This window comes from Leifsonia sp. NPDC080035, assembly GCF_040050925.1.
Lineage (GTDB): Bacteria > Actinomycetota > Actinomycetes > Actinomycetales > Microbacteriaceae > Leifsonia.
In genome coordinates this window covers 3,187,537-3,208,358 of record NZ_CP157390.1, presented here as the reverse complement: position 1 = coordinate 3,208,358, position 20,822 = coordinate 3,187,537, and the positions used below count along the sequence as shown (strand labels likewise).

Sequence of the window (20,822 nt, the reverse complement as noted above, 5' to 3'; positions counted from 1 at the left end):
ACGGATCAGCCGTCGACGGACTCCGCGGCGAGGGTGGCCGTCTTCCCGGAATGAGGAACCGAGAGCTAGGACTCGCCGCGGCGGCTAAGGAGAAGCAGACCCGCGAACACGTTGTCAGGGTATCACCCGTGCAGGGGTGGCGACCGTCAGGCGCGCTCCACGCCGATGCGCAGATCGCCGAGCCGCAGCGCGCCGCCCTGCTCCACCTCGGCGGGGACGCCGGGCTGCAGCATCCGCTCGCCGGACGCGGGCGAGAGCACGACGACGCCGTTCGTCGAGTGCAGGTCGGTGACGGTCAGGACGTCGCCGGCCGCGGACACCGCGGCGTGGGTCTTCGAGACGGTCGAGGTGGGGTCGTCCAGCGGGACGAGGTCGGCGGGGCCGTTGTGCGCGGCGGCCGCCGGGTTCCGCCCGAGCAGCACCGTCCCCGTCACCGGGATGCGGGCGCCGCCCGGCACGACGAGGCGCCACACGGGGGCGGGCCGTGGCGCCGGCGCGCCGGGAGCGGACGGCGGAAGGAACGCGGGAAGCGCGACGGGCTCCGGCGCACGGGCCGGCACCGAGGCGGCCGCGCGGTCCGGGATGAGTCCGGGCGGCGGCACGATGAAGCCGGGCCGGTCGCGTACGGTGTCGTCGTCCTGGGTCCCCACGCGTCCACTCTACGGAACGGGCTTCGCCGAGCGGGAGACCGCTCGTGTGCGTCAGCGGCGACGACGGCGGCGACGGTAGCGGAACGCCGCCAGCCGGGCGCGCAGCGGGCCGGCCGCCTCCGTCGCTCCGTCGACCGCCGCGTCCGCGGACGACCAGGCCTCGTCGACGCGCTCGTCGGAGACATCGCTCCCGTCGAACACGGCCGCGTCCACGTGCCTGGCCAGGGTCGCGAGGCCCCCGCCCTGCACCGTGAGGCTCTGGGCGCGCGACTGCTCCTCGAGGGCGGATGCGGTCTGCAGCCGCGTCGCGCGCTCGGGGACGGCCAGGCCGAGCTCCGCATAGCGGTCGGTGAGCTCGTCCCACGCGCCGGCCGCCCGGCGGTCGGGCGGGCCCTGCGACGACCGCACGCGCCGGCGCCGGCGCTTGAGCGCGCCGATGATGAGGAGCGGGACGAAGTACGCCAGCAGCGGGATGCCGACGACGCCCGCGACCACCCACACCCAGGCCGGAAGGGCGAACGGGGTCGTCGGGTCCTTCTTCTCGGTGTCCTTTGTCTTCACCGGGGTGAGCAGTTCGTCGGCGCGCGGATCCGCGGGCGGGGGCTGGCGGACCTGCGGCTGGGGCTCGAGCTTGGGCTTCGTCGTCTGGTTCTTGGGGGCGTCGGTCTTTGTCGGAGTCGGGAAGAACGGCACCCAGCCGACACCATCGAACGGCACCTCCACCCAGGCCGTCACGTCGTCCCCGGTGACGGTGGTCGTGCCGGAGGTCGCCTTCGGGGCGAACCCCATCACGACGCGCGCCGGGTAGCCGAGGTGCCGCGCCATCAGCGCGAAAGCGCTGGCGTACTGCTCCTGGTCCCCGACCATCGGCGCCTTGGCGAGCAGATCGGTCATCCGGTCTGCCCCCTCGCCCGCGCGGGAGGGAACGGGATCGGACGCGCGCCCGTGGCTCAGGTAGCCGAGCGCCTTGAGCGAGCGCTCGATGTTCCGCAACTTCTGGATGGCCGTGTCCGCTGATCCCGCGTACTCCTCGGCCTTCGCCGAGACGACGTCCGGCACGTTGTCAACGGGCGGCAGCGTCACCTTCGCCGGCGCGGCCGTGGCGAGCCGCCGGTCGTTCGGGATCTTCTGAGCGGTCGCCTCGATCGTGTAGCGCAGGCCCTCCCGAACGCCGCTGGTGACGGCGCTCGTGCCGGTCACCGTGTTCACACGGACGGTCTCCGCCGGGTCCTGGCCGCGGTGCGCGTCGAACGCCAGCCTGTCGACGTAGCCGAGGGTCGGCAGCCAGACATCCGAGTAACCGAGCACGTCGATCGTCGCCGTGGTCCTCGCCCCGGCGGTGAACAGCGGCGGACGCGGGATGGTGCTGCCGAGCAGCTCGAAGCCGCCGGAGGAGTCCGCCTGGGAACCGGGCGCGGTGACCGACCAGACGACGCCGTCATAACTGTCCATCGTGGCGAGCCGGATCACCTGGCCGGACGTCAGGCCGGAGACGGTGAACAGCTTCGTCTTCTGCAGGTCCTTGGTGTATTTGCGGAACCCGGCGAGCGGGCTCGGGTAGTCGAGCGGGTCGAACGGCGGTGTCACCTCGTCGCGCACCACGAAGCGGGAGGCGGCGGGCGGGGCGAGGAACGATCCGGCGATGGCGCCGACCAGCACAGCGCCGAGGACGACGACCGCCCCGCCGATGAGGCGGGACCTCCGGACGCCCGTGTCAGCGGCGAGCACGTCGCGGCTCGCGCGACCGCGCCGCCAGGCCAGCCAGAGCAGGGCCACAGCGGCGAAGAGCACGCCGCGCACGCCCGCGAAGTACGCGTCCCGCGTGCCGAGCAGGATCCCGGCGAGGAACAGCAGCACCGGCCCGGTCAGCAGCACGGCCGCGCGGGCGACACCCGGTCGCTTCACGCGGGGCAGCCAGCGCACCGCGAGCGTGACGCAGACCAGCGAGACCAGCCAGCCGCCGACATACGGGACGACCGCGACGTAGGGAGGCGCCTCCAGAGGCGCCTGCAGGGTCACCGCGTCCGACCAGCCGAAGACCGCGCCGATGACGAGGCCGGAGAGACTGTCGAGCGACGGCAGCACGCCGAAGAGCGCGAGCCCGGGCAGCGCGAGCGGCGTGCCGAACAGGAGGTACGCCGCAAGCGCGATCACCACGGTCAGCGGCACCGACAGGCGGAAGAGCCGGCCGAGCACGGCGACCCCGCCGCCGACGACCACGCCGCCGATCGCGGCGGAGAGGAACGCGTAGTGGCCGAAGGCCGGGGCGAAGCCGGCCACGGCGATCAGGCTCAGCCCGGTGAGCACGGCCACGTCCACCCACGTGGTGGTCGTGAGCCGGTCGGTCACCGGGGAGGCGGGCCGGCGAGAGGAGGCGCGGCTCGAGGCGCGCGTTGCGGCGGTCGTCATCGGCCCGCCCGCTTCAGGAGGGCGGGCAGCTCCTCGAGCCGCGCCAGGGTGATCAGAAGGGTGCGGCCGAGGCGGGTCACGCGCGACTCGGCCGACTCGTCGACCCGGACGGTGATGGTCTCGGTGTCCGTCCCCCAGAGCGCCGCGGCCGCGCGGAGCTCGGCGGCGGGCACCTGCGAGCCGACCACGGTGATCGCGAGGCTCGGCGCCGCCATCCGCAGCGTCGCCTGGCGCAAGAACCCCCGCAGGCCGCTCTGCGCGGGAGCGACGGGCTGGATGCGGCAGGAGTCGTCGAGGAGGGCGGTCGGCGTCCCGACGCGCAACGCCCCGCCCTGCCAGAGGGCCGAGACCTGCGTCTCCTCGCGGATGACGTGGCAGCCGATGGAGGCGAGCACAGAGACCGCGAGCTCGAACTCATCCTCCGACGCGAACCGGGAGCCGTCGCCGTCCAGCGCCAGCAGCAGCTGCGAACGCCGCGTCTCCTGGTACTGCCGGACCATCAGCTGACCGGTGCGCGCCGAGGTGCGCCAGTGCACGTTGCGGATGTCGTCGCCCGCCTCGTACGTGCGCAGGGCGTGGAAGGCGAGGTCGGAGTCGGTGATGACCTTGGTCGTCTGTCCCTCGAGGTCGCGGACGAGGCCGCGTGCGGTCGCGGCCAGGCGCACGGTGCGGGGATGCACGAACAGCTCCACCTGGTCGCTCCAGCGCGTCGTGCGCCGGAGCAGCCCGAGCTGATCGCCGCGGACCGAGATCGCCGGGCCGGCCAGGATGAGCGCGCGGCGCGCGGTCGGAACGGCGAACAGTTCCTCGGTCTCCACGTCCGGCGCGAGGCGGGGCACGGTGAACTCGGCGACACCCTCCCCCACCGGCAGCTCCATCCGGGTGGGGAGCACGGGGCGCTGGCCACTGTTGCGCACGGTCAGCCGCCCGTAGGCGCGCTCCCCGGCGACGACGCGGCGCGGGGTGAGCTCGACGCCGACGGCGTACGTCGAGCGGCCGATGACGAAGCCGATCGCGATCAAGAACGCCGCGAGCAGCGTCACACCGAGGAAGGCGAACTCCGCCCAGCCGAACCAGAACGCGAGGACGAGGGACACCGCGGAGGCGGCGAGCACGATCCAGCCGAGGGTGCTCACCGTCCTCGTCACGGGCGCGATGCGGGCGAGGACGGCGCGGAACGCCGGCGCGACGCGCTCGGCGAGCCCGTGCAGAGACCGGGCGAGCTGCGCGCCGGCGATCCTGGCCTGCTCGGAGCCGCGGCGCACGGGAGCCGCCGCACGGCGTCCCGATCGCGCCGGCGGCCCTTGAGCGGGCGAGGTCTGCGCCGTCATGCTGCGCGGTAGGCGGGCGGTGTCGCAGCGGCGACCGAGCGGGCGACGATGTCCGCCGCGCTCACCCCTGCGAACTCCGACTCCGGGTCGACGATCACCCGGTGGGCGAGCACCGGCTGTGCGAGCTCGCGGATGTCGTCCGGCGTCACGTAGGTCCGCCCGGCGGCGATCGCCCAGGTCTTGGCGGCCCGCGCGAGGGCGAGGGCGCCACGGATGCTCACGCCGAGCGCCGAGTCCTTGTCGTCGCGGGTCGCGGTGACGATCTCGCTCAGGTAGCCCATGACCGACGCGTCGGTGTGCACCTCGGAGGCGAGCTGGGCGAGCGTCGTGACCGAGTCCGCCGCGATGATCGGCCGCACCGAGGAGGCGCGCGCCCGGTTGGAGGAGTCGAGCAGCAGGTTCACCGTGGTCGCGTGATCCGGGTAGCCGAGCGAGGTCTTGATGAGGAAGCGGTCGAGCTGCGCCTCGGGCAGCGAGTAGGTTCCCGCCTGCTCGACCGGGTTTTGGGTCGCGATCACGAGGAACGGCGCCCCGACGGGATGGCCGACGCCGTCCACCGTCACGACTCCCTCCTCCATCACCTCCAGGAGCGCGGACTGGGTCTTCGGGCTCGCGCGGTTGATCTCGTCCGCGAGCACCACGGAGGCGAAGATCGGGCCGGGGTGGAACTCGAACCGGCCGCTCGACTGGTCGTAGATGGTGACGCCGGTCACGTCGGACGGCAGCAGGTCCGGAGTGAACTGGATGCGCGACTGCGTGCCCTCGACCGTGTTGGCGAGCGCCTTCGCCAGCACCGTCTTGCCGGTGCCCGGCACATCCTCGAGCAGCACGTGGCCGCCGGAGAGCATGGCCGTGACGACCAGCCGGATGCTGTGCTCCTTGCCGAGGATCGCCTTGTCGACGTTCGCGACGAGCTGCGCGAACGCGCCGGCGAACCAGTCCGCCTGTTCCTGGGTCACTGCCACGGTCGGGGGTTCCTTACTCTGTGTCGGTCGGGGGTGGGGGCGGGGTGGATCACGGCGACCAGTCCTGCACGCTCGACTGCACGCCGTTGACGACGACGTAGGCGCCCGTGTAGCCGCAGAACGGGTGCATCTTGTCCGTCGCTCCCCGGTAGTGCGCGTAGCCGTTGCCGTCCGTCGAGATGTCGGGCGCCCACAGCGTGCTCCCGTTGCAGTGCGCCTGCATCGAGAACGTCCGGTTCGCGGGGAAGTTGCGCAGCGTGACGTCGTACGTGAACGAGTGCGGATACCCGGGCATCTTGTTGCCCTGCGCCAGATCGACGGACGGCTGCGGGTCCGGCTTCTTCGAGACCTGGCGTGACCCGGAGGTCGCGTGCGGCCCCGGCTTGCCGTTCCCGTCGTTCGTCGCGTACACCTCGAACGAGTAGGTGCCGACGCCCTGGTTGCCCGCCTTCGCGCTCGTGCCGGAGGTGCTCTGCCACGACCCACCATTGAGCCGGTAGTGGTAGGTGACGGAGCCGCCGCCGGTGCCGCTCGGGTTGCGCAGCGCATCCCAGCTCATCGACACCGTGGCGGGTGCGTACTGGTCGGCGTCGATCGAGAGCCCGGTGACCTGCGTCGGCGTGCCGTACGGGGTGACGGCGGCGCTCTCGGCGGAGACCGGACTCCAGCCGTCTGCGTTGTGCGCGCGCACCGCGAACCGGTACGAGGTGCCGTTCGTCAGCCCCGTGATGTCCACCCGGCCGATGTTCGCGACCGTCACCGGGCTGGGCCCGCCGGTGACCTCGTACTGGTCGATCGGCTTGCCGTTGTCCGCCGGGGCGGCGATCGTCACGCTGGCCTTGCCGTCGCTGGCGGACGCGTCGGTGGGCGCCGCCGGCTTCGACGGGATGTCGTGGATGACCACGCGGTACTGGCCGATCGCCGCCGCCGTGCGCTTGGGGTCCTTCGTCGCGTCCTCGACGTGGTACACGATGTTGACGGCGCCGATCGCGGCCCCGGACGCGGCGCTGACGGTGATCGAGCTCGCGGTGTGCGTCACGGTTACGCCGGCGGGCGCGCTCTGCGCCCGCGCATCCGTGATCGTCAGCGGTTTGCCCGGGAACGGGTTCACCCAGGCGGAGTCGGAGGCGGCGCCCGTGAGCGTCCCGGAGTGCGCGCGCTGCAGCTCCGAGGTCTGCGGCGGGTTCTTCTGCGTCGCGACCGGCCGGGAGGAGCTGACGACCTGCACGTTCACCGTGCCGGTGATCGTGTGCGCCCCGGAGCTGATCGTGACGGTGACGGCGGTGGACTCCCCCGCCTGGACCCCCAGCGGCGCGGAGAGCGAGAGCGTCGACCCGCTGAGCGACACCTGGATCTTCGTGTTCGACCACTGCGGATTCGCATAGCTGAGCTTCGCGAGGATCGCCGGGTTCGGGTGGAAGCTCGACGCGCGCAGGTCGACCGCGAGCGGCGCCTCCCCCGGCTCGATCTTCTCCGAAGGCGACGTGAACGTCGGCGGCACGTCCGCCTGCTCCGGGTCGCCGACGGTGATCGGGAGGACGAGCGTCGTCACGCGATCGGAGGACTGGCCCGCGTCCCTGCCGTCGTTGACGGCCAAGGTGATCGCGGCCGGTCCCCGGTAGTCCTTCGCGGCGTGGAACGTCAGCGTGCCATCGCCGCCGAACGACGAAGCGCCGTCGCTGTGCGTCGCGCTCACACCGGAGGCCCCGGTCAGCTTCACGCTGCGGCCGGAGGGGACCGTCAGGATGTCGCCGAGCGACCAGCTCTTCGAGCCGTTCATGGAGACGATCTGCTGCGGCAGCCCGTCCTTGATCCGCGGCGGAGCGGTGGCGTCGCCCTTCGGCGGCACGACGATGAAGGCCTCGCCCGCGAGCCCGGTGACCTCGTCGGTCACCGAGTAGGCGATCGCGATCCGCTTGTCCGTTGGATGCACGGTGATCACGCCGTTCGACGCCACGTCCGCCGCCGAGGCATGCGGTCCCTTCACGGCCACCTTCAGGTCGCCGACCAGGCCGGACGGGTTGACCGCGCCGTCGAGCGCGTTCACCTTCACGCTGGTCTTGTTCGCGACCGCAGCCGGTTCGAGCACGTGGTCGACGGCCGAGGGGGGCACGTCCTTCGCGTTCTTCGTCACCGTCAGCTGGATGAACGCGCTGGCGACGCCGCCCTGCCCGTTGCCGATCTGGTAGCGCACGATATAGGAGCCTTCGCGCTGGGGAGCGGCGACCAGCACGATCTTGCCGTGCACGGACGCGCGCAGCCCCTCGTCCACCTGGAGCAGCTTCTTCCGGAGCGCGATCGTGTAGCCGTTGGGGTCTGAGTCGTTGTCGAGCACGGGGACGGCGATGCTGCGGCCGGGCTTCACCTGCACGGGGTCGTTCACCGCGATCGGCGGCCGCACCTGGCTCGGCCGCGGGATGACGCCGATCGTGACCGTGCCCGTCGCCGTCTTGCCGTAGGTGTCCTTGACCGCGTAGGTGAACGTGTCCGTGCCGGCGGAGTCCGGATAGGCCTCGTAGGTGAAGGAGGTGCTGTTGGACGCGGAGATGCGTCCGAGCGTCGGCTGGCTGGCGAGGCCGTTCAGCACGACGGAGTCGCCGTCCGGGTCGATGCCGTCCAGCGGCACGTTCACCGGCACGGACGAGCCGGCGAAGGCGCGCACGGTCAGCGGCTGCGGCTGCGGCGCCCGGTCCGAGCCCTTGTCCGGCGCGGTGACGACGAACGTCACGGTCGCCTGCGCCTTCTGGCCGTACTTGTCGGTGATCCCGTAGACGACGCTGTACTGCCCTGGTGCGGACGGCGCCTGGTAGCGCACGGTCTTCCCGCTCACGAAGGCGGTCGCACCGGATCCCGCCGACGCGGTGTCGCGCAGCTGCGGGTCGAGCGAGAACGGCGCGTTGTCGGGCGAGGAGTCGTTGTCGAGCACGGGCGCTGTCACCACATCGCCCGCGCGCACGCTCACGGTGTCGTCGACGGCGACCGGCGGCTGGTGAACGACGAGCGGCGGCACCGGCACCACCGTGATGCCCGCCGTCGACTCGTGGATGCCGTCCGAGACGGTGTACTGCAGCTGCACCTGACTGGTCAGCACGGTGGACGCTGTGATCTTCACGACCGCGTTGTCGAGCACCTCGACGTCGAGGTCGTCGGCGCCCGGCCCCGGCGTCACCTGGCGCACGACGAGGACACGTCCTGACGGCGAGACGTCGTTGTCGAGCACCGCCACCGACGTCGGCTCCCCCGGACGCACGTACGCACGATCGGTCACCGCGACCGGGGGCGCGTCGGAGGCGCCCTGCTCCGCGATGTCGAACCGGACGATCCCGGTCGTCGTCTTGGGTCCGGCCCCGAGCGTGTAGACGGCGTAGTACTCGCCTGCAGCGTTCGTCTTCAGCGTGATCGTTCCCTTGCCGGGGTCGGCGGTCAGCTGGGCGCCGCCCGTGCCCTCCAGCGACGTCCCGACGAGGGTGAGCGGCTCGCCCGACGGCGACTGGTCGTTGTCGAGCGGGTGCACGACGACCGGGCGGCCCGTGAAGCCGTCCCCGAAGTCGGGCACCGCGACCGGGTCGAGCGAGCCCGACGGCTTGACCGTCACGATCAGGCTGCCGGTGGCGGACTTGCGCCCGTCGGACACCGTGACCCGCACCTCCTTGGAGCCGGCCTGACCGGTCTTGCTGGTGAAGGTGACGTCGCCGTCCGGTTTGAACTGCACGGCGTCGTCCGTCGTCGCGGTGGCCGAGACCAGCGACAGATCGTCGCCGTCCGGGTCCAGCCAGTCGTTCAGCACGTTGTAGACGACAGACTGCCCGACCTCCGTCTGAGCGGTGCTCGGACGGGTGGCGGCGGGCGGATCGTTCTGGGCGGGCTGGCGCAGCGTCGCATCCACCTGCGCCGACGATGTGCCGCCGCGGCCGTCGTCGATCGAGTAGCGGAAGCTGATGGTGCCGCTGAGGCCCTCCTTCGGCGTGAACTGGATGGCGCGGCCGCCCTCGACGAGTGTCAACCGCCCCTGGTCGGCCGGCAGGGCGGACACCTCGGTGATGCCGAGCACATCCCCGTCCGGGTCCGTGTCGTTGGAGAGCACGTGCAGCACCGTCGACCGGCCCGGCCGGACGCCGAAGCTGTCGTTCACGGCGGTCGGCGGCCTGTTGACGTCGGTGCGCTGGGCGAGCGTGTCCGCGAAGGACTGCACGACAGGCTTCTCCTCGCCGGTCTCGCCCTCGACGGTGGTGTCGTTCGGCTTCAGCTGCGCCCAGTTCTGCACCAGCCGCATCGTGGACGACACGACCCACGCGTTCCCGTCGCGCAGGTTGTTGAGCGCGATCACGCCGTGGTTGACGCGGAACTCCAGGTCGTCGCCGGCGACCGGCTGGTCGATGTCCTGGGCGATCGGCTTCGCGCCGTCGCAGGAGTAGAGGTAGCGGGCGGAGCCGGCCCACGCCGCGTACGAGCAGGTCCCGAGCCGCACCGGCGCCGAGACCTGCTTCGCGTCGGACGTCCCATCGCCTCCGGCGGCCGTCGCCGCCACCGTGCCGCCGCCCAACGGGACCGACAGCAGGCTGTTCCCCGTGGCCACCAGCGCCTCCGGCGCATCCGGTCCTGGCTGCTGCAGCCGGAGGCCCTTCGCCGGCAGGTCGACCGACTTCCCGTCGCCGGCGACCACCCGATTGGCCTGGGTGTCGAGCAGGACGGCCTCGTCGCCGACCGCCGAGAGCTGGAACGCCCCGGGGACCGGGAACGACGCGGTGGTCGGGGACGCCCCCGCGTGCTCCACCGTCACCAGCTTCTTGCCCTTCGGCGTGGCGACGAACGTCTTCCCACTCTTCGCCACGGCGAGCTCGGCGCCCGCGCCGACCTTCGCGGCCGGCTTGGTCTTCGTCTTGTCGAAGTCGAGACGGCCCGTGGCGTCGAGCACCCACAGAGCGCCGTCGGGCGAGAGCACCGAGAGCGTGTTTCCGCCGTAGCCGACCTGCGATCCCTCCGGCACCTGGATGCGACCGCCGAGCGAGACGAAGGCGGGGTCGATCCTGTCGATCGTGCCGTGCGGGAGGTCGGTCAGGAAATAGGACTGGCCGTCCTGGAGCACGTCGAGGTCGGCGGAGGATCCGGTGACCGCCGCATCCAGCTCGTCGATCTGGTGGTTCAGCCGGCCGCCCAGCAGCCGCTCGCCGTTGGTCACCCACACATCGCGGGTGTCGAGCTCGACCGCGTTCACCGGGAAGCCCTTGTGCAGCACGGCGATGGTGAGGGGGACACCGGCGACGACCGCGACGGCGGTTGCGATGGCGAGCGTCTTGCGCTCACGGAACCACGTGCTCAACGATGCCAAGACTCTGCTAATCCCCCGGGTGCGGAAACGGCTCCTACGCTAACACGACCCCCGAACGGGAGCGGAATGGGGAGGACTCCCCATCCCTGACGGTGACGCGCCGGGATCAGTCATCGACAGAATCCGCCGGGCCAGCGGATTCGTCAAGGTTCGCGTCCAGAAGCGGCAGGTCCTCGACGCCCACCAGCCGGGTGGTGACGGCGTACTCCACGAGCCGTGCGCGCCGATTGGTGGCGAGCTTCCCGCGGCCGCCGCGGAGCCCGGCGACGCCGAGCTTGTCGAGCTTGTCGCAGACGTTGTCGAGCTTCCGGTTGAAGGTGGTCATGCTCCAGCCCAGGCGCTGAGCGGCCTCCGCCGAGCTCGGGATGGTGCCCCGGCCGGGCACGGTCTGGGTGAGGACGCCCTCCGCGAGGGCGACGATGAGCTGCCGCTGGCTGGTGGTCAGCGTCACGGGAAGCACCGTGGTCGAGCCGCCCGAACCCTCGACGACAACCGAGGTGTTGAAGTAGTCGGCGTCGCTCGAGATGGTGAAGTCGTAGGTGGTCGCTCCCGCGCTGAACATCACGTGCAGCGTCTGGAAGACGATCGGCAGCTTCGCGCCGGGTGCGAGCCAGGCCTGCATGGTGCCGGAGGCGTCGGTGACGGTCGCGGTCAGCAGCGTCCCGACGTTGTTCAGCCACCACATCCCGAAGTCGTTCGTGATGGTCAGGAACCGGCGGTGCAGGTACGGGTTGTCGTCGAGCGAGAGGTCCGCCTCCCTGCCGATGCCGAACTCCGCCCCGTCGGCGATGGCGTACTCCTCGCCGCAGAACTCCACCGTCGGCGGCTTCACGATGCGCACGCCTTCAACGGCTCGGACGTGCGGCCGGAGCGGATGGTCGTCACGTCGATGCAGACCGGCGTCCCGGGGGTCAGGCCGGAGACGGTCACCTGCGGCCGGGTGGTGACCGCGGGGGCGTCCGTCGTGCCCTCGCGCACCCAGCTGTACTGGTCGCCCTCCTTCGGCGACGCGGTCTTCCAGACGATCGTGGCGGAGGCGCCGTCCGCACTGCGCTTCGCGGAGACCAGCACCGGCGCGGGGACGACCGTGACGGCGATGCTGCCGTCGTCCCCTCCGCCCTGTCTCGGGCTCGACGGGCTCCCCGGCGTGAGCGCGCCCGCGATCACCGCGGCGCCGATGCCGAGGACGACGACGGCGGCGGCGCCCGCGGCGATCCAGGCGGTGAGCCGGCGGCGGGTGGACGCGGGGGCGGGCTCGTCCGCGTCGGGGGCGTCGTCGTCGCCGTCCTGGACGCTGCTCGCGACGGCCGGGCGCAGCAGCGTGTGCTCGACCGGCTCCGAGTCGGCCGGCCGCGCGGAGACCGGGGCGACGCCGCGGATGCGCGTGGACTCGGGGGCGGCCTGCGAGTTCTCCGGCGCCGGCGGGTGCTCCTCCTTCGGCCGCGGCGCCGGCTGGGCGACGATCGTGGACACCGAGCGCGCGCGGGTGGCGTCCACGCCATCCTCCGCGGTGTGATCGGCCGAGCGGTCCTCGGTGACGTGCAGGTTGGGGACGTCGATGCTCGTCGGCGCGAGCCCGAGCTCCAGCTCGACGCGCTGCAGCGCTCGGGCGAACTCGACGGCGGAGCCGTAGCGGTCGTCGCGCCGCACCGCCATGCCCTTGCGCAGCGCCGCGGTGAGCGACGGCGGCAGGTCGGGACGGTCGAGTGGGGTGATCATGCCGCGCTCGATCCTGCCGATGAGGTCAAGCGTGCCGTTCGAGCGACCCGGGATCTCGAACGGCGTGCGTCCGGCGAGCAGCGTGTGCAGCGTCGCGGCCAGCGAGAAGATGTCGCTGCGCACATCCGGGTCGGGGTCGTCGGAGAACATCTCCGGCGGCGACCAGGGCACGCTGAGCCCGACCGAGCGGCTGCCCGTCGCCGTGTCGCTTCCCGCGCTGCGCAGCTCGGACAGCGACGTCGTGTGCACCGGGAGCTCCTCGAGAGCGGAGGCGATGCCGAAGTCGGTCAGCGCCGGCCAGCCGAACGCGTTGGTCAGCACGTTCGCCGGCTTGATGTCGCGGTGCAGGATCCCTGCACCGTGCGCGGTGGCGACCGCGCTGGAGAGCCGCACGCCGGTGCGAAGCGCGTCCTCGACAGGAATGCGTTCCCGCTTCAGCCGGTCGGCGAGCGACGGGCCCGAGCAGTACTCCATGACCAGATACGGGCGCTCGTCGCCGGACACGCCTGCATGGAAGATCGTCGCGATGAACGGGTGCGCGGAGAGCCGCGCCATCACGTTCGCCTCGGTGACGAACCGGCTGCGTGCGGCCTCGTCGACGCTGTCGGTGAGCAGCACCTTCACGGCGACGCTGCGCTTGGGCAGTTCCTGCTCGTACAGGAAGACGTCGGAGAAGCCGCCGGAGCCGAGCAGCCGGATGAAGTGGAAGCCGTCGAGCTCGGGAGGCGTCGACGCCATCCGCCTCATGCGCCGGCCTCGACGGTCAGCGTCGCTCCACTGCCCAGGTCCACGATGGTGCCGGCGACGACCGTGGTCGGCTCACCGGCCCGCAGCTTCTGCGGGGTCTTGCCGGGGAGCAGGACCATCGTGCCGTTGCGGGAGTGCAGGTCCGTGACCACGACCGTGTCGCCCTCGACGGCGATCGCCACGTGCGAGCGCGAGATGTCGTCCTCCGCGCCGGTCAGCGTGACCGGACGAGCGCCGCGCAGCGCGGGGAAGGCTCCGGCGCTCGGGGCGCGGCCGACGATCACGGGCGCGGCCAGCTCCTCGGTGCGGCCGTCCGAGAGGGAGAGCCGGTAGCGGATGGGCGCATCCACCACGGCGGGCGTCGCGCCGGGCTCGGTCGGTCGCCGCGGCGGGAGGTCTCCGCTGAACACCGTGAGGCCGTCGTGGTCGCCGACGGCGGACGGCGACGGGAACGAGTCGGTGATGAACCCGGGCAGGTCGATCCGTCCGGACTCCTGCCCCGCATCCTCGTCGGCGGCATCGGGGCGCACGGCGGCCTCCTCGATGCCGCGCATCATCGTCGCGCCGAAGAGGTGGTCGTAGCCGGGGTCGTGCTCCTCGGGCGCGTCGCGCTCGGGCGCCTCGGCGATCGTCGACTCCGGGATGCGCGTCGGCGCGTCCACGGCGGTCGCCTCCCCGGCGCCGACGGAGACCGGCTCGACCGAGACCGCGATCTGCGCGGGCACGTCGGCGGGCGTCGGATCTGCGGCGGCTGCGTGCTCGAGCGCCGGCTCGTCGTCCTTCGGCGCGTCGTCCTCGAACGCCTCCGCCTCCAGCAGCACCGGCTCGGTGATCCGGGTCTGCGTCGCGGGCGCCGGCGCGGGATCGGCCGCCTCCACCCGCCAGGCGACACCGTTCGCGCGCACGACGCCGTCGGCGAGCGGGAGGCCATCGCCGTCGATCGCGTCGCCGAGCGTGACCGACGCCGCTCGGTCGACCGGCGTCTCGAGCCACGACGACACGGTGGATGCGCGGAGCTCGCGCTCCCCCTCGGGCTCGCCGACGCGCGCGTGGACGGTCCCGCGGACCGCCAGCAGCGCGCCGGCACCGTTCGTCTCGAGGAGGCCGAACGCGGGCGTCCTGCTCAGTCCGTCCGCGACCAGCGCGTCCAAGGTCTCGGCGAAGCCGGTGCGCACGGCGCGGTGGAAGCGCACGAGTGCCGCGCGGTCCGTCGTCGCGACGAGCAGCGCCCGCCCTCCGGCGGCGACGACCGCCCACTCCCCGGCTGTCGCCTGCTGCACCTCGAACACGTGCGGACTACTCCCTCGGCTGCGTGTCGTCGAACGCCCGGCCGGTCGGCCTGTCGAGCGTGTCGGCAGGAGTCCGGGCGTCTTCCCCGGTCTCCGATTCAACCACGATCACGGTGACGTTGTCGTGGCCGCCGGCCTCCACGGCCGCATCGACCAGCGTCTGCGCCGGGTCGTCGGGGTGCTCGGCGAGGATCGCGCCGATGCGGGCGTTGCTCAGCTCCCTGGTCAGGCCGTCGGAGCAGATCAGGAACACCTGGCGGCCCGAGACCGGCAGGAACGTACTGTCCGTGTCGACGAAGTCCTCCGCTCCGAGGGCGCGCGTGATCACGTTGCGCTCGGGATGCACCGCCGCCTGTTCCTCGGTGATGAGCCCCGCGTCCACCAGCTCCTGCACCGCCGAGTGGTCGACGGTGAGCTGTCGCAGGTCGCGGCCGTCCCACTCGTAGACGCGGGAGTCGCCGACGTTGACGACCATCCACTCCTCGCTCGCGCGCTCGGGCACGCGGACGCGGACAACGCCGGTGAGCGTCGTGCCTGCGACCGCCGCGCCGGACTCGTCGGCGCTCGAGAGCGCCCGGACCGCGGCGTTCGCCTCGTCGACCGCGGCGATCACCTCGTCCGGCGTTGGCACGGTGCCCGACGACAGGGTCCTCGCCAGGCTCTCGACTGCGGTGCGGCTCGCAAGGTCGCCCCTGGCGTGCCCGCCCATGCCGTCGGCCACCACGAAGACGGGGTCCTCCGCCAGCATGCTGTCCTCGTTGACGTGCCTGACCGCCCCGGTGTCGCTGCGGCTGCTCACGCCGACGAGAGATGTCATGTGCTGGGGTCCTCCGGGGTGTGCTGCCGGGAGCGCTCCGCCTCCGGTCCCGTCGATCCGGTCCCGGCCGCAGCGCCGCCGTCGTCGTCGCTGCCGTCGCCGTGGATGGCCTCGGCGACGGTGGTTCCGCTGAGACGCAGCTTCACCAGACTTGCAATGGTAGCGACAACCATCGAGCCCACGATGACCGCGAGCGAGGTCCAGGTGTCGATGTCCGGCGCCCACTCGATGTGGTGACCGCCGTTGATGAAGGGCAGCTCGTTCTCGTGCATCGCGTGGAAGACCAGCTTGACCCCGATGAACGCCAGGATGAACGCGATGCCGTACTTGAGGTACACCAGCTTGTCGAGCAGGTGGCCGAGCAGGAAGTACAGCTGACGCAGACCCATCAGCGCGAAAACGTTCGCCGTGAACACGATGAACGGACTCTGGGTGATGCCGAAGATGGCAGGGATGGAGTCGAGGGCGAAGAGCAGGTCGGTCGTCCCGAGCGCGAGGAACACGATGATCAGCGGAGTGAACATCCGGCGCCCGTTGACGGTCGTGCGCAGCTTGTTGCCCTCGTACTGGTCGGACACCTTCAGGCGCTTGCGGCTGAACCGGACGAACCAGCTGTCCTTCGCACCCTCGTCGTCGTGGTCGCCGAACGCCTGGTTGAACGCGGTCCAGAGCAGGAACGCCCCGAACAGGTAGAAGATCGCGCTGAAGCTGGCGATCAGGCCCGCGCCGAGCAGGATGAACACGCCGCGGAACACCAGCGCCAGGATGATGCCCACCATGAGCACCTCCTGCTGGTACTTCCTCGGCACCGCGAACCTGCCCATGATGATGACGAAGACGAACAGGTTGTCGATGCTCAGGCTGTACTCGGTGAGCCAGCCGGCGAGGAACTGCCCGGCGTGCTCCGCGTCGCCGACCAGCAGCATGAGCAGCGCGAACACCAGGGCGAGGCCGACGTAGAACGCCACCCAGATCGCCGACTCCTTCGGGCTCGGGATATGCGGCCGCTTGTAGACGTAGAGCAGGTCGAACGCGAGCACGAGCAGGAGAACGACGAAGCTGCCGATCTCGAACCAGGCGGGGAGGGCGAGTTCCATGCGATGGAGCCTTTCGGAAGGGTCGGTGGACGAACCCGAAAGTCTCTCCCACGCCGCCGGCGCCGCTGTGCCCGGGTCGTGGAGACCGTGATGACGTACACAGCGCGGGCCCTGTCGGACCCTTCGGGATACTCCCCTTCGCGAGAGGCCAGTCTACCGGACGCGCGGGGGTATCGTCGCCGTGTGCACAGGGTGGCTTTCGACAGCTCGGCGATCGTCTCGGCCGGCTACGACACGGACACGAGCACCCTGGAGGTGGAGTTCACCTCTGGCGGCATCTACTGCTACCGGCTGGTGCCCGCGCGGGTGTGGCGCGAGCTGCGCGAGGCGCCGTCGCCCGGCCGCTACTTCTCGGAGCGGATCCGGGACGTGTACCCGGAGGAGTGGCTGCCGCACGCGACGTGACCCGGCGGCCGCTCAGTCCGTTCCGGCCGCGGCGACGAGCGTCCGGACCGCGTCGAGCAGCCAGTCGGTGTAGGCGCGGTGACTCCAGCCGCTCTCTCCGACGAGCTGCTGATGCCCCTCGGGGGACATGACGAACGAGAGCGCGTCGGCGAGTCGTCGCCTGTCTGCGGGCTTCAGCGCGGCCGCGCCCGCCATGCCGCGCTCGGCGAGCAGGTCGACCATGCGCCCGTAGTCGGCGTGCCGACGCTCCAGGAGCCCGGAGAGCGCGGCGCCCACCTCCGCGTCGTCCCGCGCCGCGGCCGTGAACGTCGCCCACAGACCGCTGGTGCGGGCGTTCGCATCGGCGATCACGGGCACCAGTGCCGCCAGCATCCCTTCCGGATCGAGGATGGCCGCGATCTCGGCGATCTCCGGACGCTCGGTGAGGGACGCCTCCCCCGCCTCGCCCCCGAAGGACAGCTCGAAGGAGGCGAGCAGCAGTGCCCGTTTCGGCCCGTGCACCTTCACGCTCTCCACCGAGACGCCGGCGGCGGCGGCGATGTCGGCGAGGGAGGCGCTCGCATAGCCGCGCGCGGAGAACACCTCGCCCGCCGCCTCGAGGATGCGCCGCCGGGTCTGCTGCGCCTGCTCCTGACGGAGCGAGGACCGGTAGGGACGGGTCGCTGCCACTATTGACTACCTTTCGCGTGTAGTGAATACTGTTGACGTTTATTCGACTCTACCCGAAAGAGGTCCGACCATGACCAGACGCCTCCGAATCCTCGTGTGCAGCACCCCCGTCCACGGCCACGTCACCCCGCTCCTCGCGGTGAGCAGGGCCCTCGTCGAGCGCGGCCACGACGTCCACTTCCTCACCGGCGCGCGCTACCTGAGCCGTGCGGCGGCCACCGGCGCCCGCGTCCAGCCGCTGCCGCCGGCGGCGGACTACGACGACACCGACATCGACGCCGCGTTCCCCGGCCGGGTCGGCCTCACCGGGCCAGCCGGCATCCGCTACGACATGACCGAGATCTTCCTGCGGCCCGCCCTGGCACAGCTGGAGGCGGTGGATGCGGCCGTGCGCGGCCTCGGCATCGACGTCGTGCTCGCCGAGAGCCTGTTCCTCGGCGCCGCCTTCCTCACGGCCCGGCCGCGCGACTCCCGCCCCGCCGTCCTGAACCTCGGAATCGTGCCGCTCGGCCTGAAGAGCCGCGACACCGCACCGTTCGGCCTCGGCATCCCGCCGCGCCCCGGCCCGCTCGGACGGACGCGCAACGCCGCGCTCACGGTGGTCGCCGAGCGCGTGGTGTTCGCGCCGGTGCAGCGCGCGGCACGGCGGGTCGGGGCGGAGGCCGGCACCGGCCTGGACGGGTTCGTGCTCGACTGGCCGTCCCACGCGGACGGCGTCGTGCAGTTCACCGTCCCGGAGTTCGAGTACCCGCGGATGGACGTCCGCGTCCCGCTGCACTTCGTCGGACCGGTCTCCCGCACCCAGGCGTCGGATGCGCCGCTCCCCGCGTGGTGGGGCGACCTCGACGACGGCCGCCCGATCGTCCACGTGACCCAGGGTACGGTCGCGAACCGGGACTTCGGCGAGCTCGTGCTGCCGACCATCCGCGCGCTCGCCGGCGAAGACGTGTGGGTCGTCGCGAGCACCGGCGGCAGGGAGGTGTCCGTTCTGGACGCGGACCTGCCCGCGAACGCGCGGGTCGCGCCGTACCTGCCGTACGACCGGCTGCTCCCCCGCACCTCCGCCTACGTGACGAACGGCGGCTACGGCGGCATCCACTACGCGATGGAGCACGGCGTGCCGATCGTGGTCGCCGGCACCACCGAGGACAAGACCGAGGTCTCCGCGCGCGTCGCGTGGTCGGGCGTCGGTGTCGCGCTCGGCACCAACCACCCGCAGCCGGCACAGATCGCCACGGCGGTGCGGACGGTGCTCGGTTCCCCCGCCTACGCCGAGCGATCGGCCGCGATCGGCGCGGCCATCCGGTCCGCGTCCGGCCTCGACGGCCTGGAGCGCGCGGTGCTGGAGGCGGCGGGGGCGCGGGTCACGGTCGGCTGAGCGGCGCCGCTACGCGGCGACCGCTGCGACCGTCCTCGTCCGGTACGACTGCCCCCGCTCGAACAAGGTCGAGTCGTTCCGAACCGGCACAGTCGCGAGAACGGCGACGTCAGGCGGGAGCATGCGTTCCGGCGGCGCTACGCGTCCGGCGACCGGCGCGAGCGCAGCCACTCGGCCGGGTTCCACTGCACGGCTCGGCCGCCGACAGGCGCGAGCTTGATGTCGGGATCATCGGAGTGGACGAGGCACAGGAGCCGATTGCCGAACAGCGCCGCACGGCGACCCGCGTCCTCCACCATGTCGAGAATCGCGCCCGCGGTCGCCGCGTCGGCCAGCTGGAAGGCGTCGAAGCGGTCGAGGACCAGCACCAGACCCCGGTCGGCGGCCGTCCAGCCGTACGCGAGTTCCGCCACGTCACCCAGGCAGTCGTTGAGCGCGTCCAGGTTGCGTCCGTAATAGCCGGGGAAGTCGAGGCCGGCGGCGACGTCGTCGTGAAGGACTCGAGGATCCACCCACCCCGCCGCGTCGAACCGGACGATCCGATCACCGCTCTGGGCCAGCCACGCAACGGCCTCATCGAGGACGGTGCGGCGATGGAACGCCGAGCAGAAGCCGTTCTGCGCGAGCTGCCAGTCGAGTCCGCTCTCACTCGTCGCCCACACCGCCATGGCGTGAGGCTACCGGACAGACTCCCGGCGGACCGCGCGACGCGTACCGCTCGCGCGCGCGACACAGCGTCCGCCCGTGCGTGTCACGTCTGCGGAACCAACGGGCTGCACACGGGAAGCGGAACCGGGCATGAAAAAAGCCCGCTTCCCTCGACGAATCGAAGGGAAGCGGGCTGTTGGTGACCCCAGCGGGATTTGAACCCGCGTTACCGCCGTGAGAGGGCGACGTCCTAGGCCGCTAGACGATGGGGCCGTTTTGCAACTCAATGATCATGCCACAGGTGGCCCGGTTGGACCAAAACGAGAGGGCTATCCCGGGTGTGTCGCAGGAGTCTCCCAGGTGCGAGCGAGTCGGCGGGTCAGGCGAGGACGCGTAGCGCGCCGGGCATGACCGTCACCTCGACCGGCAGCGGGCCGATGCGCTCGCCGTCCGCGTAGGCGACGACGCCGTCGGCCTCGATGCGGACCGATCGCAGCGCGCGGAACGAGACCTCCTCGAGGCCGGTGTGCTCGCCGCGGAACACCTTCGGGAACATCCGCAGGAACCGCGGCCGCGACATCCGGGTCACCACGAACAGGTCGAGCTCACCGTCGGCGAGGTCCGCGTGCGGGACGATGCGCATCCCTCCGCCGAGCGACCGGTTGTTGGCGACCGACACGAGCATGGCGTCGGTGCGGATGGTCTCGCCGTCGGCGACGATCGTGTAGGGCCGTGGGCGCAGCGTCGCGAGCTCGAAGAGCAGTGCGAACACGTAGCGGCTCGGGCCCTTCGGCCGCGTCATGTGGTTGGCCCGCTCGTTGACCGTCGCGTCGAACCCCGCCGACAACACCGCGCCGAACCACGTGCTCAGCCCGCCGTGCCGGATGAGGCCGGCGTCGATCCGTCGCGGCTCACCGGCCAGCGCACCGAGCAGCGCGTCCACCGCGGCCTCCGTGTCGCCGACGGGGATGCCGAGGCCGTCGGCGAGGTCGTTGCCCGTCCCGCTCGGCACGATCCCGAGCGGAACCTCGGTGCCGGCGACGATGTTGATGCCGAGGTTCGCCATCCCGTCGCCGCCGACGACCACGAGGGCGTCGGCGCCCTGCTCCACCGCCAGAGCGGCCTCACGGCGGAGCAGCTCGATGTTGGGGGCGCCGATGTCGACGACCGTGTGGCCAGCCGCCCGCAGCCGCTCGACGACCCGCGGACCGACCTCGCGGCGGCGGCCGAACGACGCCATGGGGTTGACGGCGACGACGATGGTGCGCGAGGGGGCGGACGCGGCGGATGGTTCGGACACAGTGCTGACGACTATGACACACGGGGACACGGTCGGACGGTCGGTCGGAGACGACAGCACCGATTCCGG

General features: G+C 71.9%; 15 protein-coding genes and 1 tRNA gene. 2 read left to right on the top strand and 14 right to left on the bottom strand.

The genetic code is table 11. The features are described from left to right. Nucleotides 1–146: 146 nt before the first annotated feature. The 10 genes from AAME72_RS15540 to AAME72_RS15495 all read right to left on the bottom strand — a co-directional run bounded on the left by AAME72_RS15540 (nucleotide 147) and on the right by AAME72_RS15495 (nucleotide 16,353). Nucleotides 147–650 carry an FHA domain-containing protein gene (locus AAME72_RS15540; RefSeq protein WP_348787454.1) on the bottom strand — a complete coding sequence of 168 codons (504 nt, stop codon included), beginning with the start codon at nucleotides 648–650 and terminating at the stop codon, nucleotides 147–149. A gap of 51 nt (nucleotides 651–701) precedes the next feature. Continuing rightward, a complete protein-coding gene (locus AAME72_RS15535) occupies nucleotides 702–3,059 on the bottom strand; it encodes a transglutaminase-like domain-containing protein (protein ID WP_348787453.1) in 2,358 nt (785 codons plus the stop codon). Beyond that, entirely contained in the window at nucleotides 3,056–4,390 is a 1,335-nt protein-coding gene (locus AAME72_RS15530) for a DUF58 domain-containing protein (protein WP_348787452.1), read from the bottom strand. The genes AAME72_RS15535 and AAME72_RS15530 overlap by 4 nt, the downstream gene beginning before the upstream one ends. Then, entirely contained in the window at nucleotides 4,387–5,349 is a 963-nt protein-coding gene (locus AAME72_RS15525) for an AAA family ATPase (protein ID WP_348790149.1), read from the bottom strand. Before AAME72_RS15525 ends, AAME72_RS15530 begins: the two co-directional genes overlap by 4 nt. A gap of 55 nt (nucleotides 5,350–5,404) precedes the next feature. Further along, nucleotides 5,405–10,675: an Ig-like domain-containing protein gene (locus AAME72_RS15520; RefSeq protein ID WP_348787451.1), complete on the bottom strand. Its 5,271-nt coding sequence runs from the start codon at nucleotides 10,673–10,675 to the stop codon at nucleotides 5,405–5,407. Between the two features lie 115 nt (nucleotides 10,676–10,790). After that, a complete protein-coding gene (locus tag AAME72_RS15515; RefSeq protein ID WP_348787450.1) occupies nucleotides 10,791–11,525 on the bottom strand; it encodes a hypothetical protein in 735 nt (244 codons plus the stop codon). Continuing rightward, the gene (locus AAME72_RS15510) at nucleotides 11,513–13,141 is read right to left on the bottom strand and encodes a serine/threonine-protein kinase (protein ID WP_348787449.1); all 1,629 of its coding nucleotides are present in this window, start codon (nucleotides 13,139–13,141) and stop codon (nucleotides 11,513–11,515) included. Before AAME72_RS15510 ends, AAME72_RS15515 begins: the two co-directional genes overlap by 13 nt. Before the next feature lie 5 nt (nucleotides 13,142–13,146). Further along, nucleotides 13,147–14,439 carry an FHA domain-containing protein gene (locus tag AAME72_RS15505; RefSeq protein ID WP_348787448.1) on the bottom strand — a complete coding sequence of 431 codons (1,293 nt, stop codon included), beginning with the start codon at nucleotides 14,437–14,439 and terminating at the stop codon, nucleotides 13,147–13,149. A gap of 7 nt (nucleotides 14,440–14,446) precedes the next feature. After that, a complete protein-coding gene (locus AAME72_RS15500) occupies nucleotides 14,447–15,256 on the bottom strand; it encodes a protein phosphatase 2C domain-containing protein (protein ID WP_348787447.1) in 810 nt (269 codons plus the stop codon). Further along, a complete protein-coding gene (locus AAME72_RS15495) occupies nucleotides 15,253–16,353 on the bottom strand; it encodes a TerC family protein (RefSeq protein WP_348787446.1) in 1,101 nt (366 codons plus the stop codon). Before AAME72_RS15495 ends, AAME72_RS15500 begins: the two co-directional genes overlap by 4 nt. A gap of 183 nt (nucleotides 16,354–16,536) precedes the next feature. Here AAME72_RS15495 and AAME72_RS15490 point away from each other — a divergent pair, with 183 nt between their 5' ends. After that, nucleotides 16,537–16,758 carry a KTSC domain-containing protein gene (locus AAME72_RS15490; RefSeq protein ID WP_348787445.1) on the top strand — a complete coding sequence of 74 codons (222 nt, stop codon included), beginning with the start codon at nucleotides 16,537–16,539 and terminating at the stop codon, nucleotides 16,756–16,758. A gap of 12 nt (nucleotides 16,759–16,770) precedes the next feature. On the opposite strand, the gene AAME72_RS15485 is transcribed toward AAME72_RS15490, so the two are convergent. Continuing rightward, nucleotides 16,771–17,427, bottom strand: a complete 657-nt coding sequence (locus tag AAME72_RS15485) for a TetR family transcriptional regulator (protein WP_348787444.1) — start codon at nucleotides 17,425–17,427, stop codon at nucleotides 16,771–16,773. Nucleotides 17,428–17,497: 70 nt separating this feature from the next. Between AAME72_RS15485 and AAME72_RS15480 the strand changes: the two genes are divergently transcribed. Beyond that, nucleotides 17,498–18,805: a nucleotide disphospho-sugar-binding domain-containing protein gene (locus tag AAME72_RS15480; protein ID WP_348787443.1), complete on the top strand. Its 1,308-nt coding sequence runs from the start codon at nucleotides 17,498–17,500 to the stop codon at nucleotides 18,803–18,805. Nucleotides 18,806–18,942: 137 nt separating this feature from the next. On the opposite strand, the gene AAME72_RS15475 is transcribed toward AAME72_RS15480, so the two are convergent. The 3 genes from AAME72_RS15475 to AAME72_RS15465 form a co-directional block, all read right to left on the bottom strand. Beyond that, nucleotides 18,943–19,473: a barstar family protein gene (locus AAME72_RS15475; RefSeq protein ID WP_348787442.1), complete on the bottom strand. Its 531-nt coding sequence runs from the start codon at nucleotides 19,471–19,473 to the stop codon at nucleotides 18,943–18,945. Between the two features lie 177 nt (nucleotides 19,474–19,650). Then, nucleotides 19,651–19,726, bottom strand: a tRNA-Glu gene (locus AAME72_RS15470). A gap of 106 nt (nucleotides 19,727–19,832) precedes the next feature. Further along, nucleotides 19,833–20,753, bottom strand: coding sequence for a diacylglycerol kinase family protein (locus AAME72_RS15465; RefSeq protein ID WP_348787441.1), 921 nt, complete (start codon nucleotides 20,751–20,753; stop codon nucleotides 19,833–19,835). Nucleotides 20,754–20,822 lie beyond the last annotated feature (69 nt).